General features: G+C 68.0%; 18 protein-coding genes and 1 pseudogene. 13 read left to right on the forward strand and 6 right to left on the reverse strand.

Annotated elements, in window-relative coordinates:
- Positions 1 to 83 precede the first annotated feature (83 nt).
- From P0592_RS11415 to P0592_RS11445, 7 genes and pseudogenes are all read left to right on the forward strand, one after another.
- On the forward strand, positions 84 to 356 hold the full coding sequence (locus P0592_RS11415) for a hypothetical protein (RefSeq protein ID WP_097008614.1): 273 nt from the start codon (positions 84 to 86) through the stop codon (positions 354 to 356).
- Between the two features lie 116 nt (positions 357 to 472).
- Positions 473 to 787, forward strand: a complete 315-nt coding sequence (locus tag P0592_RS11420; RefSeq protein ID WP_276271013.1) for a hypothetical protein — start codon at positions 473 to 475, stop codon at positions 785 to 787.
- 152 nt (positions 788 to 939) lie between these two features.
- Entirely contained in the window at positions 940 to 1,164 is a 225-nt protein-coding gene (locus P0592_RS11425) for a hypothetical protein (protein WP_276271014.1), read from the forward strand.
- The gene (locus P0592_RS11430) at positions 1,161 to 1,472 is read left to right on the forward strand and encodes a hypothetical protein (protein WP_276271015.1); all 312 of its coding nucleotides are present in this window, start codon (positions 1,161 to 1,163) and stop codon (positions 1,470 to 1,472) included. The genes P0592_RS11425 and P0592_RS11430 overlap by 4 nt, the downstream gene beginning before the upstream one ends.
- A gap of 94 nt (positions 1,473 to 1,566) precedes the next feature.
- A complete protein-coding gene (locus P0592_RS11435) occupies positions 1,567 to 1,794 on the forward strand; it encodes a hypothetical protein (protein ID WP_276273961.1) in 228 nt (75 codons plus the stop codon).
- 253 nt (positions 1,795 to 2,047) lie between these two features.
- Positions 2,048 to 2,704, forward strand: a complete 657-nt coding sequence (locus P0592_RS11440; RefSeq protein WP_276271016.1) for an endonuclease III domain-containing protein — start codon at positions 2,048 to 2,050, stop codon at positions 2,702 to 2,704.
- A gap of 28 nt (positions 2,705 to 2,732) precedes the next feature.
- A pseudogene (locus tag P0592_RS11445) lies at positions 2,733 to 3,215 on the forward strand (endonuclease III domain-containing protein); the annotation flags it as partial.
- Between the two features lie 6 nt (positions 3,216 to 3,221).
- On the opposite strand, the gene P0592_RS11450 reads toward P0592_RS11445, so the two are convergent.
- The 4 genes from P0592_RS11450 to P0592_RS11465 form a co-directional block, all read right to left on the reverse strand.
- The gene (locus P0592_RS11450) at positions 3,222 to 3,554 is read right to left on the reverse strand and encodes a HalOD1 output domain-containing protein (protein ID WP_276271017.1); all 333 of its coding nucleotides are present in this window, start codon (positions 3,552 to 3,554) and stop codon (positions 3,222 to 3,224) included.
- A 63-nt stretch (positions 3,555 to 3,617) separates the two neighbouring features.
- Positions 3,618 to 4,259 carry a helix-turn-helix domain-containing protein gene (locus P0592_RS11455; RefSeq protein WP_276271018.1) on the reverse strand — a complete coding sequence of 214 codons (642 nt, stop codon included), beginning with the start codon at positions 4,257 to 4,259 and terminating at the stop codon, positions 3,618 to 3,620.
- Between the two features lie 114 nt (positions 4,260 to 4,373).
- Complete coding sequence (locus P0592_RS11460) at positions 4,374 to 4,790, reverse strand: disulfide bond formation protein B (RefSeq protein WP_276271019.1); 417 nt, start codon at positions 4,788 to 4,790, stop codon at positions 4,374 to 4,376.
- Between the two features lie 261 nt (positions 4,791 to 5,051).
- Positions 5,052 to 6,938, reverse strand: a complete 1,887-nt coding sequence (locus P0592_RS11465; protein WP_276271020.1) for a beta-CASP ribonuclease aCPSF1 — start codon at positions 6,936 to 6,938, stop codon at positions 5,052 to 5,054.
- A 220-nt stretch (positions 6,939 to 7,158) separates the two neighbouring features.
- Between P0592_RS11465 and P0592_RS11470 the strand changes: the two genes are divergently transcribed.
- On the forward strand, positions 7,159 to 7,647 hold the full coding sequence (locus P0592_RS11470) for a DUF7984 family protein (protein WP_276271021.1): 489 nt from the start codon (positions 7,159 to 7,161) through the stop codon (positions 7,645 to 7,647).
- A gap of 31 nt (positions 7,648 to 7,678) precedes the next feature.
- On the opposite strand, the gene P0592_RS11475 is transcribed toward P0592_RS11470, so the two are convergent.
- Complete coding sequence (locus P0592_RS11475; protein ID WP_276271022.1) at positions 7,679 to 8,044, reverse strand: DUF7471 family protein; 366 nt, start codon at positions 8,042 to 8,044, stop codon at positions 7,679 to 7,681.
- Positions 8,045 to 8,122: 78 nt separating this feature from the next.
- Between P0592_RS11475 and P0592_RS11480 the strand changes: the two genes are divergently transcribed.
- Together P0592_RS11480 and proS are read left to right on the forward strand one after the other, a co-directional pair.
- Positions 8,123 to 8,848 carry an ATP-grasp domain-containing protein gene (locus P0592_RS11480; protein ID WP_276271023.1) on the forward strand — a complete coding sequence of 242 codons (726 nt, stop codon included), beginning with the start codon at positions 8,123 to 8,125 and terminating at the stop codon, positions 8,846 to 8,848.
- A 53-nt stretch (positions 8,849 to 8,901) separates the two neighbouring features.
- Positions 8,902 to 10,356 carry a proline--tRNA ligase gene (proS, locus tag P0592_RS11485; protein ID WP_276271024.1) on the forward strand — a complete coding sequence of 485 codons (1,455 nt, stop codon included), beginning with the start codon at positions 8,902 to 8,904 and terminating at the stop codon, positions 10,354 to 10,356.
- Here the strand turns inward: proS and P0592_RS11490 are convergent.
- A complete protein-coding gene (locus tag P0592_RS11490) occupies positions 10,350 to 10,670 on the reverse strand; it encodes a HalOD1 output domain-containing protein (protein ID WP_276271025.1) in 321 nt (106 codons plus the stop codon). The genes proS and P0592_RS11490 overlap by 7 nt on opposite strands.
- Positions 10,671 to 11,117: 447 nt before the next feature.
- Here P0592_RS11490 and gltB point away from each other — a divergent pair, with 447 nt between their 5' ends.
- The 3 genes from gltB (at position 11,118) to P0592_RS11505 (ending at position 17,172) form a co-directional block, all read left to right on the forward strand.
- Entirely contained in the window at positions 11,118 to 15,668 is a 4,551-nt protein-coding gene (gltB, locus tag P0592_RS11495; RefSeq protein ID WP_276271026.1) for a glutamate synthase large subunit, read from the forward strand.
- A 78-nt stretch (positions 15,669 to 15,746) separates the two neighbouring features.
- Positions 15,747 to 16,136, forward strand: a complete 390-nt coding sequence (locus P0592_RS11500; protein ID WP_276271027.1) for a DUF7522 family protein — start codon at positions 15,747 to 15,749, stop codon at positions 16,134 to 16,136.
- Between the two features lie 49 nt (positions 16,137 to 16,185).
- Positions 16,186 to 17,172, forward strand: a complete 987-nt coding sequence (locus P0592_RS11505; RefSeq protein ID WP_276271028.1) for an NAD-dependent epimerase/dehydratase family protein — start codon at positions 16,186 to 16,188, stop codon at positions 17,170 to 17,172.
- The last annotated feature ends 5 nt before the right edge of the window (positions 17,173 to 17,177 follow it).

Below are 17,177 nucleotides of genomic sequence, written 5' to 3' on the forward strand. Positions count from 1 at the left end.
CTCCGAGAGTTGGCGGAGACCAAACCGAAGACCGAGATGGAACAGCAGACCTTGGCCTCGGTAGCCAGTCCGGGAGATGCTGAATGACCTTCGAGGAGACGTGGATCGCAGGGAGCGACGAGGACAGGTTGATCGTGAAGACGAACCCACGACATCAGGACGTGCATCTATATGAGTTCCATCGCAGAGGAGAGGCTTGGGTGCCAAGCGGTGTTGTGACGGGACACGTCATCGAGTACGCGCGAAACAACGTTGAGGAACCCGTTTTGAATCGCCGTCTCGGCGATGGTCAGCTCCAGCTCTCGGACTTCTTGGAGAGCGTCGAGAGCCGATCCGAGGTCATCGCCGTCGGCTGAAGGCGGAGACCAATTCTATTTCAGACAATACAGATTACCGCGCCATACAGCGTTTTTCTAGCGGGGTATCAGACATTGCACTTTTCTGACCGACGGCCCAAGTATGACGTGTAGTCGTGGCAGAGACAGAAGACCAGTCCGAATCAGGCAGCGACATCAACCGAATCGGTTTGGCGACGAGATGGAAGGTCATCGACGATCTCGGAGAGCTAGACGACCACGAGATGTACGGGTTGGGTATGGCCACCGGGTACCTCGAGTCCCGATGGAGCAACCTGCGTCCCGGTGACATCGAGCGGGTCTCCGACGAAATCATCCGCGATCCCCTCCACGTTCCTGAGGAGCCGAACGACGTGGAGCGCGAGTTCATCGAGCGGCGTGACCTGCTCGCGGAGGCGCTGGCAGATATGAAGTTCGAGGGCAGACTCTGATGCCGCAGTTCACTTAACTTTCTCATAACAGTATTTCACGCTGCAGTACCGCGCTTTTCCGGCGGGGTATCAAGCAGTGTACTTATCTGAGGGACAGCCCTAATTCCGATGCAGTCGTGTCGAAGCAGTCTGCAGACGTGGACTCGACTTGGATGCACGCAGACGGATTCCATCGGGAATCGCCTTCCGAAGAACGACTCGCATTTGTCCACGAGGAGATCGTCATCAAGTGGGCAGACGAGCACCCCGAGTGGCTGGATGACATCCGCCCGCGGATGCTCGAAGACCCGGAGAGCTGGCCGTCCGATCTCAACGAGGCGGAGCGTCGGTTCATCAGTCAGAAGCAGGCCGCCCTCGCGGTGGGTGATGACGAGTGATCCGAATCGATGCACCGCGCCGGTTCGCGCACGGGCAGGCGCTCGGTAGACTGGAGCAGAAAGAGGATGAGCAGGTTGACGCCGACGACGAGAGGATCGACGAGATGCTGCAGGCACCAGTTGAGGACGTGGAGTTGGAGCAGTACGAGTACAGCAGCTCACACGTGCAGTCGGAGCCAACCGCCGGTGAGCAAGTTGCCGTCGTGGAGAACAGAGAGGGCATCAGGTGGCACGTCTCCCACCGCAACATCGACAGCGAAAATGTGCCGGAACACGTCCGCCGCGCCGCCCGGCTGGCGCTAGACTGAGGATTAAGCCGCTTTCACCGTTTTCTTTCCACAGTTCACCACAGACTGCCATACAACGACCCTTTACACTTCACCTTCGAACACTTCAACAGGAATGGTCGAGCCGGAGCTGGACAACTTGGTACTCGGCGTCGAGTCAGTAGAAAGTCTGAAAGCCGTCGACATCGCCACGGACGCCGTTCTCGCCCACGCCGACAAATGCAACTCATCAAAATCTGCATACGAAATCAGGAGTGCGTGTCAACATCTCACAGAAGATGACGGCGAACCTCTTCAAGATGATTCCCCGCTCGCCGTCTCCGTTGTTAGAACGGCTGATTGAGGACGCACAGAAAATCCATCAGCAACGACCCATACTGCAAGAAACTCTCGCTACCGCTACGCAACCGAGGTGTGAGGGACAACTAAAGACGAATGCTCGCTGTTGATGCGTTCCTCGTCCTCCTCGATGAGAGCGTAATTGATCGTCATAGTGGCACGGTAGGCTGGCCGGCATCTAAGTGCTCCCAACCGCTCGTTGGTAATCGCGACTGCGAATCGGCGCATCGAATATGCTCGAATCCTCGAAATCGGATATGGAAGATCGCATCAGCGATATTCACGGCGCACTCGTTAACCTCCACGGCGAACCGGAGCCACCTCGGGATATGCATCCGATTGACTCCGTGATCCACACAATCCTGAGTCAGAACACAAGCGACGAGAACAGAGACAACGCGTGGGACGATCTTGTCTCCGAATTCGGGCATAATTACGAGGCCATCGAGAACGCCGACCACGACGAACTGGCCGATGCCATCAGAACCGCCGGACTCGCAAATCAGAAGGCCTCGCGTATTCAGGATTCTCTCCGTACTATCCGCGAACACACCGGTGGCGAATACTCCCTTGAGTTCATCAAAGAGATGGACGTGGACGAGGCGCAGTCGTGGTTGACGAATATCAAGGGGATCGGAGACAAGACCGCCGGTATCATCTTGCTCTTCCGGTTCGGTATGGACTACTTCCCCGTCGACACGCACTGTGAGCGGTTGGCAAAGCGGTTCGACTTGATCCCTGAAGACGCCAGCTACGCTCGTGCGCACGAGTTGCTCACTGAGCACGTGCCATCCGACATCAAGTACAGCTTCCACCGGCTGTTGATCGACCACGGCCGCGCCTACTGCACCGCCCGGGATGCGGACTGCAGCAACCCGGTGTGCGAGCAGTTCTGCGACTGCGAGTACTGCTAGTATGTATAAATCTTATTTACGCGATTTTGTTTACAACCAGAAGTCCGAACGGATCGTCGCGCTCGCGGGCGAGATATGCGCGGAGTTCGGCGGCGCGGCCGGCTTCGACGAGTTCGTGAAGGGCGGCGACCCCGACGCGGTGCGGGACCGCCTGCTGGAGATGAACGGCGTCGGCCCCAAGACGGCCGACTGCGTCCTCCTGTTCGCCGGCGGCCGGGGCGGTGTCTTTCCGGTGGACACCCACGTCCACCGCATCGCCCGCCGGATGGGGCTCGCGCCGGCCGACGCCGACCACGAGACGGTGCGCGAGCATCTGGAGCGGGACGTCCCCGCCGAGAAGTGCGGCTTCGGTCACACGGCGATGATCCAGTTCGGCCGGGAGTACTGCTCGGCCCGCAAGCCGGCGTGCCTGGACGACCCCGAGGCCTGTCCGCTGGCCGACCGGTGTGACCAGGTCGGGGTCACGCCGGCGACGGGAGAGGTGGTCGACCCCGCAGAGGCCGTCGACTGATCCCGGTCACGAGTCGGGTAGCAACGCGACGGAGCCCCCCTCCACGCGGACGCGGTAGCCGGCGTAGTCGAAGCGGACACAGACGTCCGCGGTCCCGTCACACAGCGTGTCGAGGGCCTCCGGATCGATCGTCTCGGCCAGCGGCGGCAGCTCCGGTATTGCCCGTCGGCTCCGGGTGCCGACCAGTTCGAGGATCGCCAGCGTCGGCGTCGCCTCGCCGTCGAACTCCGCGACCGTCACTCCGCTGTCGAGGTCGGTCCGGGTACGGCCGAGCGAACCGGTGTCGAGCACCGGGTCCGCCGTGTCGTCGAGTGCCGTCGGTGGTCGCTCATCGTCCATCGCTACCACGCACTCCAGCCCGCGTGATAGGGTGGCGGATTGACTATGTAACGTGTTGATGTGTTACCGCTCCGCCGCGACGACGTGCGCGGCGATCAGCGCCCGGTGCCCGCGACGCAGCCGGCTGGCGAGCGCCTGCCGCGAGATGTCGAGGTCGACCGCGATCTCCTCGAGGGTCGCTCGCCGCGGCTCGTCGAAGTAGCCCCGGTCGTACGCCAGCGCGAGCGCCTCCCGCTGTGGCTCGGTCAGCGCGTCCGCTCCGCCCCCCTCCCGGCCGGGTTCCAGCTCCCACAGCGTCGGGACGACGCCCCGTGCCCGACACGCCTCGTCGAACGCCGCGACCGCCCGTCGCTCGTCCCCGCGAACCTGGATCGTCCAGCCGTCCGCGGTCCCCGTCGCCGAGAGCATCGTCGCGCCGCTCTCGGCGACGGCGTCGAGGAGCCGCCCCGGGTCGGCGTACCGACAGCGCAGGAGCGTCCGGTCGCCGACGGCGTCGACGAGCACCACGGACTCGACGGCCGCGCTGTCCGACAGTGCCGCCGCGACGGCCTCGCCGTCGGCCCCCTCGACCCAGAGGTACGGCATCACTCCGTCTCCGGTCGGCACCACCCGCTCGACCTCGACGGTCGCGTCCGGGAACGCCTCGAACAGCGAGCCGAGGCCCAGTGCGTCCGCCGGGACGGTGAACTCGGCGATCGCTACCATCGTCCGGACTGAACAGCGCCGCCGTCGAGAAGGTGTCGGTGGTCGCGCCGGGGGACCGACCCGCGTCGGCGTCGACCGCCCGCGGCGTCGCGGCGGTGGCGATCCGGGCCCGGTTCAGCCTCGCGCCCACGCGGCCGTCACGGCTACGCCGACGAGGAAGAACGCCAGCAGCGAGAGGTTCGGGACCGTCAGCCCGAGGACCCGGTACTGGACGGTTGCACAGCTCACGACCCCGACGCGACAGGTGGTCCGGCTCGCCTGCAGCCACGAGTGATAGGCGGCCAGCGACGCGCCCAGCCCAGCCAGCGGCAGCGCGGTGCGGGCGACCCCCGGCCGCGCCTCGAGGGCCGCGACGCCGAGGACGATCACGAGCGGGTACATCAGGATCCGCTGGTACCAGCAGAGCCGACAGGGGACGAGCCCGAGCCCCAGCGAGAGCCAGAGGCTCCCCGCGGTGGCGACGAGCGCGATCACCGACGCGCCGGCCAACAGCGGGCGGGGAGCGACGACACGATCGAGCGGGCGGCGCACGCCCGTGGCTGGGGGTGGCGGTCGCAAAAGGGTTGCTAGAGCGGCGGTCGCCGACGGTCTCCCGCCGCGCGGTCGCGGTCCGCGGGGCGGTGGCCGCGCCGGCCGCTCGTGGCCGGCGAACGGGGGAGGGCAGGCCGACGGGAGCATCCGCGGCGCTGTGCGCCGCGGTTCTCCGGAATCGGGGGCGGAGCCCGAGAGTCCGGCCATTTCTGCAAGCGGGGGTTCCCGCGACGCGTGAATCCCCCGCAGTAAAAACCGTCGCTAGACGAACCGGAACGTCTCCAGGTTCTCGGGCGAGAACGTCCGGAGGTTGTAGTCGTGGTACAGCGACGAGGACAGGTCCTGCGTGGGGGAGGACTCCCCGTGGACACAGAGGACCTTGTCCGGGCGGGGGTGCATCGTCTTCACGAAGTTCTCCAGGCCCTGCCGGTCGGCGTGGCCCGAGAAGCCGTCGACGGTCTCGACGCGGGCCTCGACGGGGACCGTCTCGCCGTCGACGCGGACCTCGTTTGCCCCCCGCTGGACGCGCTCGCCCAGCGTCCCCTGGGCCTGGTGGTCCGGGAAGACGATCGTCGTGTCGGCGTCGGGCGCGAGGTGGGCGAGCCACTCCCGGGACGGGCCGTCGGTGAGCATGTGCGGCGGTGCGAGGACGACGCTGCCCTCGTCGCGGGCGGCGATGGCCTCGCGGTCGTCGCCGGACTCGACCGGGGTGAACTGGTCGGCGAGGAAGGGGTTGTCCTCGCGGTCCCGGACCCGGTCGCGGACGCCGCGCTTGAGGTAGTCGGGGTAGGTGGTGTGCAGCGCCGTCGCCTCCCAGATCATCCCGTCGAGGTACACCGGCAGCTCCGGCACGTCGCCCTCGCGCATCGCCTCCTCGAGGACGAGCAGGAGTTCCTGTGCGCGGCTGGCCGCGTGGACCGGGAGGAAGACGGTCCCGTCCCGGTCGGCGGCCCCCTGGAGGAGGTTCCGGAGTTTCCGCTCGGCGTCGTCCTGGTCGGTCTGGTAGTCGTTGCGGCCGCCGTAGGTGGACTCCAGGACGAGCGTCTCCACCCGCGGGAACTCGTTGACCGCGCCGTCGAACAGCCGGGTGCTGTCGTAGCGGATGTCCCCCGAGAACGCGACGTTGTAGAGCCCGTCGCCGATGTGGAAGTGGACGACGGAGCTCCCGAGGGCGTGACCGGCGTCGTGCAGCGTGAGCTTCACGTCGGGCGCGATGTCGGTCACGTCGCCGTACTCCAGCGTGATACAGTGTTTGACCGCCTCCCGGACCATCTCCGTGCCGTAGGGGGGATCGGTGCGGTCGGCGTGGTCCAGCGTCAGCAGGGCCAGCAGGTCCCGCGTCGGCTCGGTGCAGTAGACCGGGCCGTCGTAGCCACGCTCGAACAGCATCGGCACCAGCGCCGAGTGGTCGAGGTGGGCGTGGGTGAGGACGACGGCGTCAAGCGACGTCGCGCCGCTCCCGATGGCCTCGGGCACGTCGAGGTACGGCTGTTCGGTGCGGTCGCCGGGCTTGTCGCCGCAGTCGACGAGGACGCGCGTGTCGGCCGTCGAGACGACGAACGCCGAGCGCCCGGTCTCGTGACAGCCGCCCAGGGTCGACACGCGGACCCACTCCTCGTCGGACATCGGGTCGCGGTGGATCTGCCGGCCGACGCGTTCGAGGATGTCCCGGCGGTCGTCCCGCTCCTGTGTGAGGAACCGCCGGACGTTCGAGACGGTGGGGGACTCGATCGGCGGCGTGCGTCGCACCTCCGGCGACCAGCCGACGGTGCGGGTGATCTCCTGGAGCGTCTCGCCCCCGCGACCGATGACCTGTCCGGGGTTCTCGGCCTCGACGAGCACCTCGCCGGTGTCTCGCAGGAACTGGATGTCGCTGACGCCGGCGTCGTCCGGGAGGAGTTCCCTGATCTGTTCCTCGGCCTGCTCGGGGCGTGTCAGCACGTCCGGGTCCGCCCGGACGGTGATGCGCTTGCGGAGCTTCGAGGCGAGCCGTCTGACCAGATCGCCGTCGGCGAACGCCTTGGGGTCCCGGGTGTAGATGACGAGTTCGGGCCCCTCGTAGGTGACCTCCGAGACGGTGATGTGTCGCGGTACCTCTTCGTCGATCGTCGCGCGGACGTCTTCGAGTTGCTTCTCTACAGTGCTCATAGCTTCGAGCGGGTGGGGGCTCGGCGGCCGAGCGAGCCGGCGCGGAGCGACCCGGACCCAGTGTGTCGTGCGGTCATACAGTTGTCCGTCGTTCGGTGAGTTCCCTCCGGACGCGGGGACTGCCCGGAAAACCGATCGTAGTAGGCTCTACCCCGCTCGAATTATTAAAGACTTCGCACTGACCGCCAGCGGGAATACACTCCCGACCGTCCCCCGACCTATGCACGTCACGCCAGCAGTCGTCGCCGACGAGTACGAGTGGGTCCGGGCCCGGGCCGACGCGGTCGTCCCGCTGGTCAACGACACCCGCACCCACCTCGGGGACCTGTTCGAGACGGCGGTCCCGCCGATCGACGAGGCGGCCTACCACGAGGCCGTCGACGCCGTCTTCGCCGACGGCGACCGGGCGGTCAACGTCGCGGCGCTGGTCCGACTCCTGCGGTCCCTCGACGTCGAGGGCGACTATCCCGGCTTCGTCGTCGACGAGCTGCTCGGCCGCGAACTGGCGGCGATGATCGCCGGCGACCAGCCCCTGCGACTCCTGGCGGAGGCGACGTTCCACGTGGCCGACGTGCGGACACACGGGGAGAGCGACGAGCCCGCGGGCGCGGACGACCTGGACGCGGCGCTGGCGGCCGGCGTCCAGACGCGGCTCCCGGGGTGGTCGTGGCGGGACGGGGCGAGCCCGTTCGCGGTCGACCGGGAGTGACGCGGACCCGCCGGTGTGCGAGCGACGCGTCTCACTCGTCGGCGGCCTCGGTGTCGGGTTCGTCGCTCTCGTCGTCCAGCCGGCGCTCCACCTGGCGGGCGTAGTAGACCGCGCCGACGACGAGGGTCACGACGACGGCGTCGACGACGTGTTCCAGGGTGTGATGGACCGGCGAGCTGACGATACCGGCCATCGAGAGGGCGGCAAGCAGCGGGCGGGCGGCGAGCACACAGAGCGCGAGCGCGACGAAGAGGTACGCCCGGGTCCGCCTGCGGCGGTAGGCCGCGACGCCGACCGCGCCAAGGACGAGGGTCGCCACCGCCGAGACGGCGACGACGACGGCGAAGTCCAGGTGGAGGTCGGCGACGTGGCCTCCGACGTGGGCCGGCGGTAGCATACGCCGGTCTTGCCGGCGGAGCCACGTGAGTCGCTCGGTCTGCCCGACCTTTTTGTCACGTCCCTTCGACCCCGGGATATGGACACGATCGGCTTCGTCGGGGAGCCCGACCACGCCGTCTTCTGGCCGGTAGCCGAGCGGCTGTCGGCGCGGGGGTTCGACGTGACGTTCCACCGCCCGACCGATCCGATCCGTGGGGACGAGGTGGCCGACCTGGACGCGCTCGTCAACGGCGTCGTCCACCCGGAGGCGCTGGCCGCGCTCCGCCACGCCGACCGGGCGGGGGTGCCGACGTGGAACGGGTTCGCCGCGACGACGGCGCTCGCGTCCCGCCTCGTGACCCTCGACGCGCTCGCGACCGTCGGCTGCCGCGTCCCCGACGTCCGCTTCGACGGCCCGGCCGAGGGGTACGACCCGGGCTCCCGGTTCGCGTGGGACGGCGGGCCGACGCTGGACCGGTCCGCGCCGTTCTACGTCGAGCGGGTCCGCTCGGAGCCGGTCGACCACCGCTACTACGCCGTCGACGACGGGCGCGAGACGCACATGCGGGCGCTGCAGATCCGGACCGCCGTGGCCGACGACGACCCGCTCGTGACCGACACGGACGTGAACGTCCGGCTGGCCGCACGCGTCCGGGAACTGCTCGACGGCCTGTCGGCGCGCGCGGTGGGCGTCGACTTCACCCGGGCGGACGACGGCGAGTTCTACGCCGTCCGTGCGACCCCGGTCCCCTCGTTCGCCGGCGCGAACATGCACCGCCGGGTCGCCGACTCCGTCGCCTCGCTGACCACCATCGGGGCGTGAACCCGTGACGGCCCTTCGGGGAGTTTAATACCGGCCTGGGCCACCGTCCTGGCATGAGCGGCGAGCAGGAACTCGGCATCACCGAGAGCAAGGAGCATTCGCCCGGCGAGTGGTACGCCGAGGTCGTCCAGAAGGCCGGCCTCGCGGACTACGCGCCGATGGGCGGATTCATCGTCACGCGTCCCCGCGGGTACGCGATCTGGGAGCGCCTCCAGAACCACCTCGACGGCTGGTTCAAGGACACCGGCGTCCAGAACGCCTACTTCCCGCTGTTCATCCCCGAGAGCTATCTCGAACGGGAGAAAGACGTCGTCGAGGGGTTCGACCCCGAAGTGGCGTGGGTGACACAGGGCGGCCACGAACAGCTGGAGGAGCGGCTGGCCGTCCGGCCCACGAGCGAGTCCATCATCGCGCCGTTCATGGCCCAGTGGACGCGCTCGCACCGCGACCTCCCGATGCGGCTGAACCAGTGGTGTTCCGTGGTCAGGTGGGAGGCCACCGAGACCAAGCCGTTCTTCCGCACCAAGGAGTTCCTCTGGCAGGAGGGCCACACCGCCCACGAGGACGAGGACGGCGCGTGGGAGGAGACGATGACCCGCCTCGACCAGTACGCGCGCCTCTACGAGGAGGTGATGGCGATGCCGCCGCTGAAGGGCCGCAAGCCCCCCCACGACAAGTTCCCCGGCGCACACACCACGACGACGATCGAGACGCTGATGCCCGACGGCAAGAGCGTCCAAGCCGCCACCTCCCACTACTTGGGGACGTCCTTCGCCGACGCCTTCGACATCACCTACGCGGCCGGCGACGACGAGGAGCACACGGCCCACACCACGTCGTGGGGGATCTCCTGGCGCGCGATGGGCGCGCTCATCATGACCCACTCCGACGACCAGGGGCTCGTCATCCCGCCCGCGCTCGCGCCCGATCAGGTCGTCGTCGTCCCCATCTGGCAGGAGGACAACAAGGACGAGGTCGTCGACTACGCCGCCGACCTGGCCGCCGAACTCGACGCGGCGGGCGTCCGCGTCGAACTCGACGATCGGGAACACCGCAACCCCGGGTTCAAGTTCAACGAACACGAGCTCAACGGCGTCCCGCTGCGGATCGAGATCGGTCCCCACGAGGTTGAGGACGCCGAGGCGACGCTGGTCCACCGCCCCGACGGCGCGGAGGAGACCGTCGACCGCGAGGGGATCGCCGAGACGGTCCGGGACCACCTCGACACCGTCCACGCCAAGCTGTACGCCGACGCCGAGGCGACCCTGGAGGGCGAGATCCGCGAGGCGGCGTCCCGCGAGGAGATCCTCGGCACCATCGGCCAGCACGGCGGCTACGTCAAGTGTGGCTGGTGTGGCGACGAGGACTGTGAGGACCCGATCAAGGAGGCCATCGCCGCCGAGATCGTGATGGTCCCGCTGGACCGCGACGAGGAGCCGATCCACGACGACTGCGCGATCTGTGGCGAGGAGGCCGAGGAGACGGCGTACTTCGCGAAGAGCTACTGACCTCGGTCCGCGCGCCGGACCACCGGGTCGTCGGCGGGCCTGACGATCACGCGTTCGTCCGCGTACGCGGTCACCTCGTAACCGTGGTACCGGAACGTGACGTGCCCGTCCGTCCCGGGAGAGAACAGCGCGTCCAGCGCCTCCGGATCGACGGCGTCATAGAGGGGCGTGAGTCCGTCGGGTTCGGGGACGGCGGTCGGGTCCGCGCCCACCACTGCGGCGACGGCGGCGACGACGCCGTCGCTGAGCCGTTCGTGACGGTCCAGATCGTAGTGATAGGGGAGCGACACGCCCGAGTCGCCAGTGTCGGTCATCGACGACGGTTGGGCTCTCGTGGAGAAGAGTGCGCACCTTGCCCGTGTAAGGTATTTAAGAAGACGAGCGGACCCGCTCCGGAAGCGCGGCCGCGACGGTGGCCAGCGATCGTCTCGCCACCCGCCGCGAAAACCGGCTGCGCCCACCGCCGGCGTCGCCACGTGACACTCGAAGAAGTGGGGCCGAGGGAGCGTGTGACTTTCTCCGTGCCCCCGTGGGGGAGTCCCGACCGATGATATATAAAGTACCGTCAGACTCGGGGCTGACGAACGGCAGACTGCGACCGACTCCCGTCGTGTGTGAACCGCGACGGCGTCCCCCCGCCCGCGCCGTCGTGACTATCGGCAACGTTCGTGATGTATATATATGCCCTTATGTGCGTTATAGGAACACTAACCTCTTGATGAACATCCTCTTATGGGAGTGTTCGCTAGGGCCGTATACACATGGTCGAGCGACACACCAGTGACCAGTCTGCGGGCGAGGGCGGGCTCGCAGACCCCGCGGACGCACGGTCGAACTGCGGCGTCGGGGTCGTGATGGACCTCGACGGCGGCAGCGACCACGACACGGTATCGGACGGTCTCGATTTGCTCGAGAATCTGGAACACAGGGGTACGACGGGGGCCGAGCAGAACACCGGCGACGGGGCCGGGATTATGCTGCAGATCCCCCACGAGTTCTTCGCCGACGAACTGGACGCGGACCTGCCCGCGCCGGGCGAGTACGCCATCGGGACGCTCTTTCTACCACGCGAGGAAGACGACGCCGCGGCACTGATGGACCTCGTCGAGACGGAACTGGCCGGCGAGGGCCTGGACGTGTTGGAGTGGCGCGACGTCCCCACGGACAACAGCGGCCTCGGACAGACCGCCCTCGACTCCGAGCCCCGCGTCGTCCAGTTTGCCGTCACCTCCGACGAGGGCCTGACCGGCGAGGCGTTCGAGACCCAACTGTACGTCGGTCGCCGCGTCGTCGAGAACACCGTCGAGGACGAACAGCCGGCGGGCCACGAGCGCTTCTACGTCGTCTCGCTGGCGAACGACACCGTCGTCTACAAGGGCCTGCTGAAAGCCGAGCAACTGCCGGAGTACTACCCCGACCTCGGCGACGAGCGCCTCGAATCGACCTTCGCGATGGTCCACGCGCGCTTCTCGACGAACACGCTGGGCGCGTGGCACCTCGCACACCCCTACCGGCGGATCATCCACAACGGCGAGTTCAACACCATCCAGGGCAACATCAACTGGATGCGCGCCCGGGAGACGGACATCCAGAGCGACCGCTTCGGGTCGGACATCGAGAAGGTCAAGCCCATCATCGACGACCCCGAGCAGTCAGACACCGCAAGCGTCGACAACGCGCTCGAACTGCTGCTCCAGGGCGGCCGCGACCTGCCCCACGCGCTGCGGATGCTCATCCCCGAGGCGTGGCGCGGCGAGATGAACGACGTGACCGGCGACCGGCGGGAGTTCTACGACTACCACGCCTCGCTGGTCGAACCGTGGGACGGCCCCGCGCTGGTGGCCGCCACCGACGGCGAGCGCATCGGTGCGGTACTGGACCGCAACGGACTGCGCCCCTGTCGCTACGACGTCCTGCGGAACAACACGCTGGTCATGTCCTCCGAGGCCGGTGCGCTCGACCACGACCCGAGCGAGATCGCCGAGCGCGGCCGCCTCCAGCCCGGCCAGTGTTTCCTCGCCGACCCCCAGGAGGGCAGGGTCATCCCCGACGCCGAAGTGTTCGAGGACATCGCCGACGAGAAGTACGGCGAGTGGGTCGCCGAGGAGCAGGTCGACATCGCCGACATCGCGCCCCGCGAGGACAACACGCCACACCACGACGTGAGCGCCCTGCGGAGCCACCAGGCGATGTACGGCTACACGTACGACGAGGTCGACCACCTCATCGAACCGATGGCCGAGAAGGGGAAAGACCCCGTCGGCTCGATGGGCGACGACACGCCGCTGTCGGTGCTCTCGCAGTTCAACCGCCCGCTGTTCACCTACTTCAAGCAGCTGTTCGCACAGGTGACGAACCCGCCCCTGGACTACATCCGCGAGGAACTGGTCACCTCGCTGGAGTCGCGGTTGGGCTTCCAGCGGAACCTGCTCGACGAGTCACGCGACCACGCCCGCCAGCTCGTGCTTGACTCGCCGATCCTCACCGACGAGGAGACGACGGCGATCAAGGAGATCGACGAGAACGGGATGTCGACGAAGGTGGTCGACATCACCTACGAGCGGGGTACCGACCTCCGCGAGGCCGTCGAGGACGCCCGCGCGGAGGCCGACGCGGCCGCGAAGGAACACGACATCATCGTCCTCTCGGACAAGGCCGCCGGCGAGGACCGGGTCCCGATCCCCTCGCTGCTGGCCGTCGGTGGCATCCACCACCACCTCGTCCGCAACGGCCTGCGCAACCACGTCGGGCTCGTGCTGGAGTCGGGCGACCCGCGTGCGGTCCACCACTTCGCGACGCTCATCGGCTACGGCGCGGGCGCGGTCAACCCCTACCTGGCCTACCAGACCATCGAGGACCTGGTCGCCGGCCCCGACGGCGCGGACCTCCCCGAGGCGATCGACGCCTACATCACGGCCGTCGAGGACGGCCTGCTGAAGACGATGGCCAAGATGGGCATCTCGACGGTGGAGTCCTACCAGGGCGCGCAGATCTTCGAAGCCGTGGGCCTCTCGTCGGACTTCATCGCCGAGTACTTCGAGGGCACGACCTGCCGCACCGAGGGCATCGGCATCGAGGAGGTCGAGGACGACCTGCTCCAGCGCCACGACGTGGCCTGGAGCGAGGACGAACCGCAGATGCCCCGCCAGGGCGAGTACGAGTTCCGCTCGGACGGCATCCACCACCAGTGGAACCCGAACACGGTCGGCAAGATCCAGCAGGCCGTCCGGACCGGCGACTACGAGACCTACAAGGAGTTCGCGGAGCTCATCAACGACCAGAACGAGCAGCTCCAGACCCTGCGGGGCCTGCTGGAGTTCGACTCCGACCGCGAGTCGATCCCGGTCGAGGAGGTCGAACCCGTCGACGACATCGTCGAGCGCTTCGAGACGGCCGCGATGTCGCTCGGTTCGCTCTCCCCGGAGATGCACGAGAACAACGCCATCGCGATGAACCGGCTGGGCTCGAACGCCAACACCGGCGAGGGCGGCGAACCGCCCGAGCGGTTCGGCACCGAGAAGGAGTGCAAGACCAAGCAGGTCGCCTCCGGCCGCTTCGGCGTCACATCGAACTACCTCGCCGAGGCCGAGGAGATCCAGATCAAGATGGCCCAGGGCTCCAAGCCCGGCGAGGGCGGGCACCTGCCCGGCAAGAAGGTCAACGAGATGATCGCGCACGTCCGGTACGCGACCCCCGGCGTGGGGCTCATCTCGCCGCCGCCGCTGCACGACATCTACTCCATCGAGGACCTGAAACAGCTCATCCACGACCTGAAGGCGGCCAACCCCGAGGCGGACATCAACGTCAAGCTGGTCGCCGAGGACGGCATCGGCACCGTCGCGGCCGGCGTCGCGAAGGCCAACGCCGACGTGGTCCACATCTCGGGCCACGACGGCGGCACCGGCGCGTCGCCCAAGACCTCGATCAAGAACGCCGGCCTCCCGTGGGAGCTCGGCGTCGCCGAGGCCAACCAGATGCTGCGCGCGACCGGCCTGCGCTCGCGCATCCGGATCAACGCCGACGGCGGGATGAAGACCGGCCGCGACGTGGCCGTCGGAGCGCTGCTCGGCGCGGAGGGCTTCGCCTTCGGCACCGCGTCGATGGTCACCTCCGGCTGCGTGATGGCCCGGCAGTGCCACGAGAACACCTGCCCGGTCGGCGTCGCGACCCAGAACGAGAACCTGCGCGAGCGCTTCCCCGGCGAGCCACAGCACGTCATCAACTACATGACGTTCGTGGCCCAGGAGCTGCGCGAGATCATGGCCGAGCTGGGCTTCGCGTCCGTCGAGGAGATGATCGGACGGCCGACCGTCCTCTCACAGCGCGAGGACGTCGAACAGGAGAAGGCCCGCAAGCTCGACCTCTCGTCGGTCATCGCGGAGCCGGCCGACAACGACGGCCGCTACAAGCAACGCGAGCAGGACCACGACGTCGACGAGCAACTCGACTGGGACCTCCTCGACGCCGCAGCGGGGGCCATCGAGGACGGCGACCCGGTCGCCATCGACACGGAGATCGACAACGTCCACCGGGCGGTCGGCGCGACGCTGTCGAACCGGGTCTCGACCACGTACGGCGGCGACGGCCTGGCCGACGACACCGTCCGCGTCGACTTCGACGGGACCGCGGGCCAGTCCTTCGGTGCGTTCCTCGCACAGGGCGTGACGATGGACCTCACCGGGACGGCCAACGACTACGTCGGCAAGGGGCTCTCGGGGGGCAAACTCGTCGTCAACACGCCGCCGGACGCGGCCTACGAGGCCGACGAGAACATCGTCGTCGGCAACGTCGCGCTGTACGGCGCGACCCAGGGCGAGGCCTACATCAACGGCCGGGCCGGCGAACGCTTCGCCGTCCGCAACTCCGGGGTCAAAGGCGTCGTCGAGGGCGTCGGCGACCACGGCTGTGAGTACATGACCGGCGGAGCCATCGTCGTGCTGGGCGAGACGGGCAAGAACTTCGCGGCCGGGATGTCCGGCGGCGTCGCCTACGTCTACGACCCCGACGGCACCTTCGCCGAGAAGGCCAACACCGGGATGGTGTCCATCGAGGAGAGCCTGGAGGCCAAGGACCGACAGATGATCACGCGGCTGGTCGAGAACCACGAGACCTACACGGACTCCGACCGCGCCGCCGAACTCCTCGACGACTGGGACGCGGAACTGGAGCAGTTCACGAAGGTGATGCCCGACGCCTACGCGGAGGTCATCTCCGACCGCGAGCGCGACGACGTGCGCAACGAACCGCCCGCCGCCGCCGAACCGGCCGCGGACGTCTCCGAGACGGACTTCGCCGCCTCGACGGACGACTGAGAGCCGCGTTCGCGCGCTCACATACCCTCGCCGACAGGTAACATAATACGTTTCTGTCACTATCCCGTTGGTTGCCCCATGGCCACCGACGAACCCGAACGCGTCGCCGAGTTCCTCGAAGCCGAAGTCGGCGACGCACTCCGGAGTGTCATCTACTACGCCGAGGACACTTTCGAGGTGGTGTACGCCCGCGGGGACGTCCGCGAACAGTACGACGACGAGGACCTGGAGCGGGTCCGGCAGGAGCTGGGCGTCACCTCCTTCGGCAAGCCCGCGATGGAGGAGCTCTACGTCCACGGCGAACTGCGGTGTACGGTCCACTGCTTCGAGGACGCCATCGAGATGCAGTTCGTCGCCAGCGACACGGAGGGCATCGCGGTCGCGCTCGACCCGGCGGCGTTCGTCACACAGCGGACCTTCATCGCCCGCTGTATGGCGGAGGCGGGCTTCGGATACGAGGGCGCGTAGCGGGTTCCCCTACCCCACCCGTTTTGTCGGCCCCGCTCCAGTCGCCGGTATGGACAGTGTGCTCGTCGTCGGCGGGACGCGTTTCATCGGCCGCTACACGGTCGAGGCGTTCCGCGACGCCGGCTACGACGTGACGATGCTCAACCGCGGGAGCCACGACGACCCCTTCGCCGACGACCCGGACGTGGCCCACGTCCAGGGGGACCGCCGGGACCGGGCGACGCTCGAATCGGCCCGCGACGAGGTCGAGCCCGACGCCGTCGTCGACTGCGTCGCCTACTTCCCCGCGGACGTGCGCGAGGCGACGGACGTCTTCGCGGACGCGGAGGCGTACGTCTACGTCTCCAGCGGGGCCTCCTACGGCGAGGAGCGGGTCCCCAAACGCGAGGGCGACACCGCCCTGAAGTCCTGCTCGGAGGAGGAGGCGACCACCGACAGCGCAGAGACCTACGGCGCGCGGAAGGCCGAGGGCGACCGGGCGGTCTTCGCCGCCGCCGAGGACGGCGTGCGGGCGATGGCGGTCCGGCCGACCGTCGTCTACGGCCCCCACGACTACACCGAGCGGTTCGCCTACTGGGTCGACCGCGTCGACGTCGAGGACCGCGTCGTCGTCCCCGGCGACGGGCTCTCGCTGTGGCAGATGGCCTACGTCGAGGACGTGGCCTCGGCGCTGCGGATCGTCGCCGAGGAGGGCACGGCCGGCGAGGCGTACAACGTCGGCGACGAGCACGCCCCGACGCTGGGCGGGTGGATCGACCTGCTGGCCGAGACCTGCGAGACGGGCGTCGAGACGGTCGGCGCGACGGCGCGGGACCTCGCTCGCGAGGGGCTGGAGCCCCAGGACTTCCCGATGTACCGCGGGTCACCCCACGTGCTGGACGTGACGAAGCTGCGGGACCTCGGGTGGTCCTCGACCCCCCACCGGGTCGCGCTCCAGCGGACCGTCGACGAGCACCGCGCGAACGACCGGACGGGCCGCAAGTACGGTCCCGATCGGGAGCGGGAGGCGGCCCTGCTGGCGACGCTGACGGAGTGAGGCGA

It is taken from the genome of Haloarcula litorea (assembly GCF_029338195.1).
Lineage (GTDB): Archaea > Halobacteriota > Halobacteria > Halobacteriales > Haloarculaceae > Haloarcula > Haloarcula litorea.